This window comes from Variovorax sp. LjRoot175, assembly GCF_964253805.1.
Taxonomy (GTDB): domain Bacteria; phylum Pseudomonadota; class Gammaproteobacteria; order Burkholderiales; family Burkholderiaceae_C; genus Variovorax.
The window spans coordinates 1,295,032-1,307,762 of the sequence record NZ_CAXURY020000002.1; the positions used below are offsets into that span (position 1 = coordinate 1,295,032).

At 66.5% G+C, this 12,731-nt stretch carries 11 protein-coding genes; 1 reads left to right on the plus strand and 10 read right to left on the minus strand.

Annotated elements, in window-relative coordinates; genetic code table 11:
- Window positions 1-25: 25 nt before the first annotated feature.
- The 3 genes from ACSQ89_RS36585 to ACSQ89_RS36595 all read right to left on the minus strand — a co-directional run bounded on the left by ACSQ89_RS36585 (window position 26) and on the right by ACSQ89_RS36595 (window position 4,137).
- Entirely contained in the window at window positions 26-817 is a 792-nt protein-coding gene (locus ACSQ89_RS36585; protein WP_436297030.1) for an enoyl-CoA hydratase/isomerase family protein, read from the minus strand.
- A gap of 96 nt (window positions 818-913) precedes the next feature.
- Window positions 914-2,524: an acyl-CoA carboxylase subunit beta gene (locus tag ACSQ89_RS36590; RefSeq protein ID WP_436297031.1), complete on the minus strand. Its 1,611-nt coding sequence runs from the start codon at window positions 2,522-2,524 to the stop codon at window positions 914-916.
- Complete coding sequence (locus ACSQ89_RS36595) at window positions 2,521-4,137, minus strand: AMP-binding protein (protein ID WP_436297032.1); 1,617 nt, start codon at window positions 4,135-4,137, stop codon at window positions 2,521-2,523. Before ACSQ89_RS36595 ends, ACSQ89_RS36590 begins: the two co-directional genes overlap by 4 nt.
- Window positions 4,138-4,390: 253 nt before the next feature.
- On the opposite strand from ACSQ89_RS36595, the gene ACSQ89_RS36600 reads away from it, so the two are divergent.
- Window positions 4,391-5,086: a GntR family transcriptional regulator gene (locus ACSQ89_RS36600; RefSeq protein WP_436297033.1), complete on the plus strand. Its 696-nt coding sequence runs from the start codon at window positions 4,391-4,393 to the stop codon at window positions 5,084-5,086.
- Window positions 5,087-5,309: 223 nt separating this feature from the next.
- On the opposite strand, the gene ACSQ89_RS36605 is transcribed toward ACSQ89_RS36600, so the two are convergent.
- From ACSQ89_RS36605 to ACSQ89_RS36635, 7 genes are all read right to left on the minus strand, one after another.
- A complete protein-coding gene (locus ACSQ89_RS36605) occupies window positions 5,310-6,080 on the minus strand; it encodes a crotonase/enoyl-CoA hydratase family protein (protein WP_436297034.1) in 771 nt (256 codons plus the stop codon).
- Window positions 6,077-7,147, minus strand: coding sequence for a branched-chain amino acid ABC transporter permease (locus tag ACSQ89_RS36610; protein WP_436297035.1), 1,071 nt, complete (start codon window positions 7,145-7,147; stop codon window positions 6,077-6,079). Before ACSQ89_RS36610 ends, ACSQ89_RS36605 begins: the two co-directional genes overlap by 4 nt.
- Window positions 7,148-7,158: 11 nt before the next feature.
- On the minus strand, window positions 7,159-8,223 hold the full coding sequence (locus tag ACSQ89_RS36615) for a branched-chain amino acid ABC transporter permease (RefSeq protein WP_436297036.1): 1,065 nt from the start codon (window positions 8,221-8,223) through the stop codon (window positions 7,159-7,161).
- A gap of 35 nt (window positions 8,224-8,258) precedes the next feature.
- Window positions 8,259-9,005: an ABC transporter ATP-binding protein gene (locus ACSQ89_RS36620; protein ID WP_436297037.1), complete on the minus strand. Its 747-nt coding sequence runs from the start codon at window positions 9,003-9,005 to the stop codon at window positions 8,259-8,261.
- Window positions 8,998-9,831, minus strand: a complete 834-nt coding sequence (locus ACSQ89_RS36625) for an ABC transporter ATP-binding protein (protein WP_436297038.1) — start codon at window positions 9,829-9,831, stop codon at window positions 8,998-9,000. The genes ACSQ89_RS36620 and ACSQ89_RS36625 overlap by 8 nt, the downstream gene beginning before the upstream one ends.
- Before the next feature lie 5 nt (window positions 9,832-9,836).
- Window positions 9,837-11,033 (minus strand): substrate-binding domain-containing protein, encoded by a 1,197-nt coding sequence (locus ACSQ89_RS36630; protein WP_436297039.1) that lies wholly within the window; start codon window positions 11,031-11,033, stop codon window positions 9,837-9,839.
- 127 nt (window positions 11,034-11,160) lie between these two features.
- A complete protein-coding gene (locus tag ACSQ89_RS36635; RefSeq protein WP_436297040.1) occupies window positions 11,161-12,726 on the minus strand; it encodes a long-chain-fatty-acid--CoA ligase in 1,566 nt (521 codons plus the stop codon).
- Window positions 12,727-12,731 lie beyond the last annotated feature (5 nt).

Sequence of the window (12,731 nt, forward strand, 5' to 3'; positions counted from 1 at the left end):
ACCGCTTTCGCGGCCCCGGCTGCAGTCAGCCCGCATTGCGGACGAATTCCGGCGATCGCTTCTGCGCAAAGGCGGTGACGCCTTCGATTGCATCCGCGCTGTTGCCCGACTCGACCATGAAGCGATGTTCGAGCGCGAGGTGGGCCTCCAGCGAGCGTTCGGCGGCGCCGTCGACCAGCACCTTGATGCGCGCCAGCGAAGCCGTCGCCGAGCGCGCCAGCGACGCAACGAGGTCCAGCGCACGCGCCTCGAGCTGGTCGTCCGAATGGACCTGCGAGACCACGCCGAGCGCCAGGCACTGCTGCGCCGACAAGAGTTCGTTGCCGAAGAAGATTTCCTTGGCGCGCGCCGCGCCCACACGGCGCGCGAGCAGCCACGACGAGCCGGCATCGGGCGTCAAGCCGATGGCCGAATAGCCGCCGCGCAGTTTCATCGACTCCGCCGCCAGCACGATGTCCGCGCTGAGCGCCAGGCCGATGCCACCACCGCCGATCGGGCCGTTCAGCGCGCTGACGACGGGAATGGGCAGCGTCGCCAGCCGATGGATGGCACGGTGGATCGGCGGGATGTGACGGTCCAGCAGCGCGCCGAGGTCGGGCAGCGACGCCACGAAGTCCCCGATGTCCCCGCCGGCGCAGAAATGCCTGCCCCGCGCCCGTATCAGCAGCGCCCGGACCGACGGGTCATCCGCGACGGCGTCGATCGCGGCGATCAACGCCGCCGCCGTCTCGAGATCGAGCACGTTCGCCCGCTCGGGACGGTTCAGCGTCATCAGCGCAATGCCGTCGCGGCGGTCCAGAAGCACGGGGGAAGACATCGGCAGGCCCTTCGAATGACGCAGCAACTCGGTAGGCCGCAGCGTAGGCGCGCCCCGAGCGCGCGTCTTGTGTCGACTCGCTGTTCCGCCGCGGCTTCAGATCGGCGAGATCCCGTGGGGCTTGTCGGGCCAGGTGCGCTGCTTCTTGCGTGGCGCGCAGTGCTCCAGCGCCGCCAGGACGACCGACCGCGTATCGCGCGGATCGATCACATCGTCGATGCCGAAGTGCTCCGCCGCATGCAGGGCGCCAAGCTGCTGCCGGAACCTGTCGATCAGCTCGGCACGTTTCGCAGCAGGGTCGGCCGCGGCCCTTACCTGCTTCTGGTAGGCCACGTCGACCGCGCCCTCGACCGACATGGCGCAGATCTCGGCCGTCGGCCACGCCACGCAGAGATCGGCATCGAAACTGCGCCCCCCGCACATCGCGATGTAGCCGAGTCCGTAGCCCTTGCGCAGCACCACCGATACCCGGGGCACCGTGGCCTGTCCCAGTTCGAACAGCAGCCGGGCACTGCGCCGAGCCAGCGCGGTGTCCTCAGCCTGGCTGCCGAGCAGAAAGCCCGGCAGATCGATCAGGTAGAGCAGCGGCAGGCCGAAGCTGTCGCAGACCGAAACGAAATGCGCGCCCTTCTCGCAGGCCTTGGCGTCCAGCGCGCCGGCCAGGTGCAGCGGCTGGTTCGCCACGATGCCGACCGGACGCCCGTTCAGGCGCGCGAAGCCGGTCACCAGGTTGGGTGCAAAGCCCGGCTTGATCTGGAACAGCGAGTCCTCGTCCACGACACCGCGCACCACGTCGCAGACGTCGTAGGTCTTGCGCGGGCTGTCGGGCATCACGGTGAGCAGCCCAGCCTCGAATTCGGCGTCGGGCTCGCGCGCCGGTGCCGTCGGCAGAGGAACGCGTGCATTCGACGGCATGTAGCCCAGGTAGGTCCGCACCAGCCCGATGGCCTCGGCATCGTCGTTGGCTGCGATGTCGGCCAGTCCGTTGAGATCCGCCTGCACGGCGGCGCCGCCCAGCGCTTCCTTCTCCGTCGCTTCACCCGTCGCCGCCGCGACCAGCGCGGGCCCGGCGATGCCCATGGTCGAGGTGCCGCGAACCATCACCACGAAATCGCACAGGGCGGCAAAGTTGGACGGCCCGGCAAAACCCGGGCCCATGACGACAGCGATGGTCGGCACCCAGCCCGACAGCGCGACGGCAGTCTGGAAATAGTGCGACCCTTGCGCGAAGTGGCGACTGTCCAGGCCCTCCTGGATGCGGTGGCCGCCGCCATCGAGCAGCAGGAGCAACGGACAGCCGTGATCGAGGGCATGCGCAGCCATGCGCTCGACCTTGTATTCGCCGATGCGGCCGTTGGAGCCGCCGAGCACCGTGAAATCGAAGGCGCACAGGCACACCGGCCGGCCATCGACCCTGGCGAAGCCGACCAGCACGCCATCCGACGGCGCCTGCAGCGTCTCGGTGTCGAAGGTGTCGCGCTTCGGCTCGACGAGCGCGCCGATCTCGTGGAAAGTGCCATGATCGACCAGCAGTGCGATCCGCTCCCTGGCGGACAGCTTGCCCAACGCGTGTTGCCGCGCGATCGCCGAGGACCGTGCCGCATCGCTCAGCCTGCTGCGCTTGTCGACGAACTGTTCGAACGCCAGCCGGGTTGCGCCCGCCGCGGTGGGGGCCATCAGGGGCCCCGTGGAATCTGCGATGCTCATTTTTTCCTTTTCGGTGCGGCCGGATCGCTCGTCCGGTCATAGGTCTGCGCATTGACGCCAAGATCGCGAAGCGCCTGCTTGCGGATCTTTGCGGTCGGTGTCTTGGGAAGCTCGACCATGAACTCGACATAGCGCGGCACCATGAAGTACGGCAAACGCTCATCGAGAAAGGCGAGCAGCGCTGCAGCTCCGAGCCTCGAAGCTTCGCGCAGCACCACGCAGGCCTTGATCTCGTCCTCGCTCGCGTCGCTGGCCACCGCGATGACGGCGCACTCCAGCACCGCGGGATGCTCGTTGATTTCCTTTTCGACCTCGAAGCTCGACACGTTCTCGCCGCGGCGCCGCATCGAATCCTTGATGCGGTCCAGGAACACGAACTGCCCGTCGGGCTCGCGCCGGAACGCGTCGCCGGTGTGCAGCCACTGGTTGCGCCAGACCTTCACGGTGGCCTCGGGCATCTCGTGATAGCCGTCCATCACGGTCCAGGGGTCGCGCGTGCGAATCACGAGTTCACCCATCTGCCCGTCCGGCACGGGCATGTCGTGCTCGTCCACCAGGCGGACGTCGAAGTCCGGCCGGGGCCAGCCGACCTTGCCCGCCTGCGCCTGGCCCACCGGCGCGCGCAGCACGGTCGAGCCTTCGGTCAGGCCATAGGCCGTGCACACGGCCTCGATGCCGAAACGCTGCTTGAACTCGTCGAGCTGCGCCATCACAGGCACCATCATCACGCGGCGCAAAGGGTGGCTGGCATCGTCGGCCCCCGCGGGCTGGCGAAACAGGAAGTTGGCCATGGCGCCCAGCAGCATCGTGTAGGTGCATCCGTATCGGCGGACGTCGTCCCAGAACGTGGTGGCCGAGAAGCGCGGCAGCAACACGCTGCTGCCACCCGCGATCAGGTTGTTGTAGATCGCCGCCCACTGCCCGCCGATGTGGAACAGCGGCAGCGTGCAAAGCGACACGTCGCTCGCATCGGCGAGGCCCAGCACCGCTGGCGCGGCGTAGCCATACGCATGCGCATGCGTCACCCGCACGCCCTTGGACGGACCGGTGGTGCCCGAGGTGTACATGATGCCGATGAGGTCCCAGGGGTTCAGTCGGGCGGGCGCTGCCCGTGGTCCGCGAAGCGCCTCCCACGGCGTCGGCTTGAATCGCGCCAGAAGACGCGCGCCGCTTTCCGCGCCGCGCACCACCACGTGCACAAGCCGCTCGAGGCGGTCCGCCACCTCGATCAGCAAAGGCAGGTAGTGCGACTCGATGACGATGAGCGTGGCGCCGGAATTGTTGATGACGTGCGCGAGGATCGAGCCCTTGTAGGCGGTGTTCACCGGCACCTCGACCCTCGCCGTCAAGGACAGCGCCCACCACGCAACGACATAGTCGAGATGGTTGTCGAGCATCAGGAGCGCAGCGTCCTGCGTGCTGACGCCGAGCGCGGCGAAACCGGCGGCGACGGCGAGCGACTCCTCGTAAAGCGCCGCGTAGCTCAGCGCGCGCTCCGGATCGCGCACGGCCAGCTTGTCGGGTGCCACGCGCAAGTGAGCTTCGAGCACTGCGCCAAGGGTGCGTGCTTCGAGTGGCGGCAGGGCGAGGTTCGTATCAACGGTTGGGTGCACAGGTAGGCTCATCAGAGAAAAGGCGGTCTCGCAAGGCCACGCCTGGCAGGGTCAACCCCGTGGCGCTTCGCGGCAGTGTCTGCCAATATTGCCGGACAATCACAACTTTGCATACCATGGTTCTTCGCATGCGACCCCCCTTCCGGAAAACGATGGCGATGCGGCGGCCCCTAGAATCCGCGGCGGCACCCTGCCAGACTCTTTTCTGTTCAATGCGCGAGTTCAAATGAACGACACAAAGAAAGCACCCGCGTTGAAAACTGCCTCCCGGGCAGCAGCGCAAACCGCGTCGGCTCATCCGCGAAGCACGCCCGACCGCGTGGCCGATGCGATCGGCAAGGGCATCCTGATGCGGCGATTCACCGTCGGCCAGCGCCTGATCGAAGCGGACCTGACACGCGACCTCGGGGTCAGCCGCAGCACCGTGCGCGAGGCGCTGCGCATCCTGGCCTCCAGCGGCGTGGTCGACCTCACGCCCCATCGCGGCGCCGTCATTCGCTCGCTGACCCGCGCGGATGCGGCCAGCCTGCTCGAAGTGCTGGAGGTGCTTACAGGTCTGGCTGCACGCCTGGCTGCCGCCAACATCCACGTGGGCGATAACGCCAAGCGCTTCAAGGCAGCGGCCCAGAAATTGATCGAGGCGAAGACGCCCGAAGCCCTGGACCGCGTGCTCGACGAACGCGCCAACTATTACAGGGTGATGTTCGAGATCGCCGACAGCGCGGAACTCAATCGCGTGCTGCCGCAGACGCGCGCCCACCTGTTCCGCGCGCAGTTCTACCAATACCTCACGACCGCGGACTTGCGTGCGATGGTGGCGGAATACCGCGCCATCACCGAGGCGATCCTCGAAGGCGATCAGGCCAAGGCGGAAAGTCGCACGCGCCGCCACTTGCAGAAATCCGGAGAGCGCTCGCTGCCGCGGATGGCGGCGTTTTCGTTGAGCTGATGGCGCTGCGAGACGGCTGACCGGCTCGGCGCGTGGGACGCACGCCGGGGGTCTGCGAAGCGCGTGGGCTTCTTGGAGGCCCGGTGCCCTCACCCCCGCCCTCTCCCAGGGGGAGTGGGAGCAAGACAACAGTGTGTCTACGGCGCCCACCGCCGCACCACAGACACGATGCACCTCGCACTCCGCACCCGTCCTTCGCACTTTCGTTCGTGAATACACAGGCCTAGCGACCTTGCCAGACGGCCTTGCGCTTCTCCGAAAAAGCCGTCGCCCCTTCGATCGCATCGGCCGATGCGTTGACGGCCCGCGCGATCGGGCGTTGCAGCTCGAACATCTCCGCGTCGCTCCATGTGCGCGAACTGGCCAGGATGCGCTTGCTCGCCGCCACGGCCAGCGGCGCGTTCGCGTCGATCTGTTCGGCCAGCCGCAGCGCGGCGTCGAGAGCCTCGCCTGCTTCGACCAGCCGGTTCACCAGCCCGTAGGCATGGGCCTGCGCAGCCGATATCGGTTCACCGGTGATCGCCATTTCCATGGCCACTGCGTAAGGCACCCGATGCGGCAGGCGCATCAGCCCGCCGGACGAAGCCACCAGGCCGCGCTTCACTTCAGGCAGGCCGAAGCTGGCACTGCGGCCGGCCACGATCAGGTCGCAGGCCATCGCGATCTCGCAGCCGCCGGCCACGGCATGGCCCTCGACTGCGGCGATCAGCGGCTTCTTCGGCGGCGCCTCGCACAGGCCCGCGAAGCCGAAGCCTTCGACCACGGGTTCGCTGCCGCCCTGGGCGAATGCATTGAGATCCATGCCGGCGCAGAAATTGCCCCCGGCGCCGGTGATGATGCCGACGTGCAGGTCCGCCTGCGCATCGAGCTGCGCCAGCGCGTTCGCCAACCCGACCGCGACCGCCTTGTTGACCGCATTGCGCACCGCGGGCCGGTTGATCGTGACGATCTGGATGCTGCCCTCGATGCGAACCAGTACGGCGTCTTCGCTCACAAGACTTCCTTGGTGGATGAGCGCAGCTTGCCGACGATGCCGCTCGGGAAGAAATAAACCGACAGCACGAAGACGGTGCCGAACCAGAGCAGCCAGCGGTCGGGGTGAAAGAGCTTGGCGAGCAGCGGCACGGACACGAGCGAAGTGCTCATGCTTCCCATCCAGCTTTGCAGGTAGTTCTCGGCCACCACGAACAGCGCCACGCCGACGATCGCCCCATAGACCGTCCCGAGCCCGCCGATCACGGCCATCAGCAGGATGTTGAGCATCACGTTGAAGCCGACCGTCGTCTGCGGCCCGACGTAGCGCAGCCAGAGGGCCATCAGGATCCCGGCGCAGGTGGCCAGCGCGGCGGCCAGGCAGTTCACCGCGACGCGATAGAACAGCGTGCGGTATCCGATGGCTTCGGCGCGAAACTCGTTCTCGCGGATCGCTTCGAGCACGCGGCCGAAGCGCGAGTTGACCACGCGCAGCATCAACAGGAACAGCAGTGCCGCGGTGAAGAAGATCAGGTAGTAGGTCAGAACCTTGCCATTGATGGTGGTGCCGAAGACCTGGGACTCGAAGACGCGGAAGCCGGGCGTCAGCGCCTCCGGCAAGCGGAAGGTGCGGCCATCGTCTCCTCCGGTCAGACCGCTCATGCGCGTGACCAGCGCGCCGAAGGCCGCGGCGACGGCCAGCGTCATCATCGTGTAGAAGATCGCCTTCACGCGCAGGGAGACCAGGGCAATGACGAGCGACAGGACCAGCGAGACTGCCAGCCCCGCCACGGCGCCGACCAGCATCGCGCCCCAGGTCGGCCCCAGCTTGTGCATGGCGATCGCGACGCCGTACGCGCCGATGCCGTAGAACATCGCATGCGCGAAGGACACGACGCCGCAATACCCCAGCAGCAGATCGAAGGAAGCGACCAGCACCAGGAACACGCAGATCGTCGCAGCCACGTTGAGCGAGCGCGCCCCCGAAAAGAGGAAGGGCGCGGTCGCAAGGTAAGCCACGACGAGCACCAGCAGCGCGCTCAGCAGCCGGCTGCGCGGCAGGTCGCCCGAAAGGAGTTGATTGAGCATGGCGTCCTCGGCTAGTGCTTGTTCACGGGATAGAGGCCCTGTGGCCGCCACAGCAGCACCGCCACCATCACGAGGATGTTGGAGACAAGCGCCAGGTCCGGCAGCAGGAAGCTCACGTAGTTGGTGGTCAGCGCGATGAGCATGGCGCCGGCGAAGCAGCCGGCCACCGACCCGAGGCCGCCGATGATTACGATGATCAGCATCTGCACCAGCACCTCGGCGCCGATGGCGACCGTGAACTGTTCGCGATAGAAGCCCCACATCACGCCGCCCAGGCCTGCAAGCGCCGAGCCGCCGACGAACACGGCAACGAAGATGCCCCGGATGCGATAGCCCAGCGCCTCCACCATCGACCGGTTCTCGACACCCGCGCGGATCAGGAGGCCGACCCGGGTGCGGTTGAGCAGCAGCGTGAGGCCGACGAAGACGACCAGGCCGACGCCCACGGCGACCAGCCGATAGCGCTCGATCGCGACGTCGCCCATGAAGATGGAGCCGCGCACGGCCTCGGGCAGCGGCAGCAGCATCTGGTTGGCGCCGAACAGCACCAGCACGATCTGCTCGATGATGATCATCGCCCCGATGGTGATCAGGATCTGCTTAAGATGGTCGCCGTAGACGGGCTTCACGAACAGCCGCTCGTACACCCAGCCGAGCGCAGCCGTCACGACCATCGACAGCAGCATCACCGCGGAGATCGCGACCAGGCTGGCCCAGACCGACTCCGACTCGATCAGACCCTTCAAGGGGCCGACCAGCAGCGTCGCCGTGTAGGCACCGACCGCGACGAAGGCCGCGTGCCCGAGGTTCATCACGTCCATCAGGCCGAAGACCAGCGTCAGGCCGCTGGCCATGATGAACAGCATCATGCCCATCGCGAGCGCCGCCACAGTCAAGGTGATCCATGTCGGCACGCTGCCGACAGTCGGCAGCGCGAGCGCCATGAAGACGAGGATCAGAAAGCCGGGCACCAGGTCGCGCGAACGGCCGGGCAGCGCCTGCAGCGCGTCGCCGGCCGCATCGGGGCCTAGTATCTCGACGGAGGTGGCGGCGAGTTTGGATTCGAGGACAGCCATGGGCGCTCCGGAAGAGGAAGTCGTGGCGACGGTGCTCAGTGCACGGCGCCCGCGCGCAGACTGAGCAGGCGCGCCTGCAGGTCTTCATCGGCCGACAGGGCGTCCATGCTGCCGGTGTGCACGATGCGGCCGTCGTCCATCACCGCCACCGAGTCGCCGAGCGAGCGCACGAAGTTGAAGTTCTGCTCGACCAGCAGGATCGTCGTGTCGCGCGCCTTCAGTTCAACGAAGGCCTGCGCGAGGTTGTCGACGATGGAAGGCGCAAGGCCCTTGGTCGGCTCGTCGATCAGCAGCAGCTTGCGCGGCTCGATGATCGCCCGTGCGATGGCGACCATCTGCTTCTGCCCGCCCGACAGCGTACCGCCAGGACGCAGCCAGAAGCGCTTGAGTGCCGGGAACAGCCCGAAGATCCATTCGAGCCGTTCTTCGTCGAAGCGGCCGCTGATCGCCGCGAGCCGCAGGTTTTCCTGCACCGTCAGGCCCGAGAAGATGCCCATGTCCTCGGGGACGAAGGCGATGCCGCGCCGCGAGATGTCGGGTGTGGCCTCCGCCGTGATGTCCTCGCCGTCGAAGACGAGCTTGCCGGCGCTCGCCTGCCACAAGCCCATGATCGTGCGCAGCGTCGTGCTCTTGCCCGCGCCGTTGCGCCCGAGCAGCACGGTCAGGCCTGAACGCGGAACGCTCAGCTCGACGCCCTGGAGGATGTGGTACTCGCCGATGTGCGTGTGCACCCCGCTGAGGCTCAGCAGGGGCAACGCCTGGTTGTTCGCCGGTTCAGACATGGGCCGCTGCTCGCGCCGTTTGCGCCCGCGCCGCGGGACGCTTGATGCCCAGATAGGCTTCCTGGACGATCCGCGACGCCATCACCTCGGTGGGCAGGCCGTCGGCGACCATCTGGCCGTTGTGAAGCACCACGATGCGGTCGGCCAGCGAATGGATGACGTCCATCTTGTGCTCGACCAGCAGGATGGTTTTGTCTCCCCGCTCCTTCAGCCGCCGGATCAGTTCCAGGATCACAGGGACCTCGGCGACGCTCATGCCCGCGGTCGGCTCATCGAACATCAGGATCTCGGGCTCGAGCGCCATCAGAATGGCCACCTCCAGCTTTCGCTTGTCTCCGTGCGGCAGCTTGGCGGCCTGGTCGGCACGGCGCGCGGCGAGGCCCACCTGCGCCAGGTAGTGCTCGGCCTGCTCGATCAGGTCGGTTCGGCTGCGCCATACCGACAACATGTTGAAGCCCGCGTGGTGGCGGCTCTGCACCGCGAGGCGCACGTTCTCCAGCACCGACAGCTTGGGAAACAGGTTGGTCAGCTGGAATGCGCGGCCGATGCCCTTCTGCGTGCGTTGCGGCGCGTTGAGCCGCGTGATGTCCTCGCCCTTGAAGTGCACCTGGCCGGACGTGGACCGCAGCTGGCCCGACAGCAGATTGAAGAAGGTGGTCTTACCCGCACCATTGGGTCCGACGATGGCGGTGAGTGTCCCGGCCTCGAACTGCGTCGTGACCGCGTTGACGGCAACATGGCCACCGAAATGAATGCTCAGTGCGGTGCTCGACAACACGGGGGCAGCCCCGTCCCCGCCCTGGCCTCCGCGTTGCATGCCGGACATGGCACTCAGCGCTTGGCCGTGACGGGCACCGGCATCTCGGACGCCGGAATCTCGCGCACCAGCTCCAGCAGGTCCCACTCGCCGGCGGGCGCCTTCTTCATCTTGAACTGGTACTGCGCCTGCATCGCCTGATGGTCCTCCTTGCGGAAAGTCATCTTGCCCTTGGGCGTGTCGAATTCCATGCCCTCCATCGCTGCGATCAGTTTCTCGGAGTCGGCCGAGTTGGCCTTCTTGAGGCCCGCGATGATCGCGCTGGCGGTGACGAACCCGCCCGCGGTAAAGAGGTCCGGCGGCATCTTGAAGCGCTTCTGGTGCTCGGCGACCAGCCAGTCGTTCATCGCGTTCTTGGGGAAGCCGTAGTAGTAGTAGGTGCCGCCGGACACGTCCAGCCCTTTCCAGGGCTTGGTGTTCTCGAGATTGGCGCCGCCGATGGACAGGAACTCGATGCCGTAGCGGCCGGGGTTCAGCTCGGAGATCTTCCGGATCGGATTCGGGGCACCCCAGATCACGACCAGGTACTTGCGTCCGTTCACGTTCTTCATGCCATCGAAGATGCGCTGCATCGGCGCGGTGAAGTCCGTGGTCGCCAGCGGGATGAACTCCTCGTGCACGATCTTGGCCTTGCTCTTCGTCGATGCCATGGCATCCTTGAAGGCCTTCACGCCGTCTTTTCCATAAACGTAGTCAGGCGCAAGAAACGCGATGTTGTCGCCCTCTTTCAACCCCGCAGCGCTGGCCAGCGCGTCCTGGAAGGAATTGCGACTGGCGCGGAACAGGTAGCGGTTCCAGCTGGCGCCCGTCAGCGAGTCGGCGATCGCGGGCTCGACCATCAGCACCTTCTTGTATTCCTCGGCCACCGGTGCCATCGACAGTGCACCGCCCGACCACGAGGTGCCGACCGCGATGTCGGCGTTGTCGTCTGCGAAGGCTTCGGTGAGCATGGCCTTCGACAACTCGGGCTTCATCTGGTCGTCCTTGACGATGACTTCGATCTTGCGCCCCAGCACGGTCATCGTGCCCTGCGTCAGGTATTCCAGGCCCAGGCGCAATCCGCGTTCGGTGTCGCGCGCATAAGCCTCCGAGGGCCCCGTCTTGCTCGCGATCAACGCCACCTTGATGGGCTTGTCCCGCGCCATCGCCGGCGCTGTCGCCCCCATGAGGACGAGGGCGGCGGAGGCCGCGACGATCAGGTTTCTCAACATTCTTGTCTCCTTGGCATTCACGGTTACGAGCTCATTGCGGTAGCTCTTGGGCATTATTGTCTTCCCATATTGTCAGACAATCATTAGGTGATAACCCGCTCGGAAAGACCGGGTTGCGGGGCTCGCGCTATCCGACCGCCCTGCTCTGGCCGCGCCAGTAAGGCTCGCGAAGGACGCGCTTGAGAATTTTTCCGCTCGGGTTGCGCGGCAACGCGTCGACGATGTCCACGCTCTTCGGGCACTTGAAGTGCGCCAGATTGGCGCGCATGAAATCGATGACGTCGCGCTCGGTCGCTTGCGCGCCGGGTCGCAGCACCACGCACGCCTTGACGGCCTCGCCCCAGGTCGGGTCGGGCACGCCGATGATCGCGCCGTCGGCCACGGCGGGATGCCGCATCAGCACGTTCTCGACTTCGGCCGGATAGATGTTCTCGCCGCCCGACACGATCATGTCCTTGATGCGGTCGTTGATGTAGAGATAGCCGTTCTTGAGGTAGCCGCCATCGCCCGAGCGAAACCAGCCGCCGTTCGCATTGCGTCCCTCGGGGTAAGCGGCCGCAGTGGCCTCCGGGTTGCGCCAGTACTCCTTGAGGTTCCGGTCGGACTCGATCCAGATTTCGCCGACCTGGCCGTCAGGCAGGTCCTCCAGCGTCACGGGGTCCACGATGCGCAGGCGCGCGCCGCCGATGGGCCGCCCCGCCGATCGCAGAAGCTCCGGATCGCCGCAGGCGTGGTCGGACGGAAACAGGAAGGTCGCCGGGCCGGACACCTCGGTGAGGCCGTAGACCTGAAGGAACTTGCAATGGAAGATCTCGAAGGCCTGCTTGATGACCGTTTCGCTGACCGGCGAGCCGCCGTAAGCCATCAGCTGCAGGCTGTTGTAGTCGCCCGATCGTGCCTCGGGCACCTGGAGCATGAACAGGATCATTGCCGGCACCACGAAGGTGTGCGTGATGCGGTGCAGTGCAATGCTGCGCAGGTAGGCGGCCGGATCGAACTCCGAATAGGCGGAGGTCTGCCCTCCCGTGTACAGCGTGAGCAGCAGCATGGTCATGCCGGCGACATGGAACACCGGCAGCGGATTGCCCAACACGTGGCGATGGTCGAACTCCCATTCCTTCGCAACCACCCTCGAAGTCGAGAGCAGGCCGGCGTGGGTCAGCACGATGCCTTTCGGCAGCCCCGTGGTGCCTGACGAATACAGCTGCAGCGCGGCGTCATGCGCCCCCATGGCGACGGAGGTGAACTCGGTGGCCTGGCCGCTGTACCACTGTGCCAGCGAGGGCGCGCCCTCGTGCGCCTGCTCAGTGCAAACCAGCCTCTTCACGCCAGGCAGCCGGGCGCTTTGCACCGTCGGCATGAAGGCCGCATCGGCCATCAGGAACGGCGCTTCCCCGTTGTTCACGATGTACTCGATCTCCGAGGCCGAGAGGCGCCAATTGACGGGCATGCACACCGCGCCGAGCTTGCATGCCGCGAGCGTCGTCAGGATGCATTCCGTGTGGTGCTTCGTCAGCACCGCGACGCGGCCGTCCCGTCCGACGCCCATGGCGGCCAGCGCGTTTGCGATCTGGTTGGTGGCGCGGTCGACCTCGCGAAACGTCAAGGTCCGGTCGCCGGTGCGGTACGCAACGTCATCGGGCCTGCTCGCGACTTGTCGCAACAGGCTGTCCACCAGGGTTTGGTCTTCCACCGTAT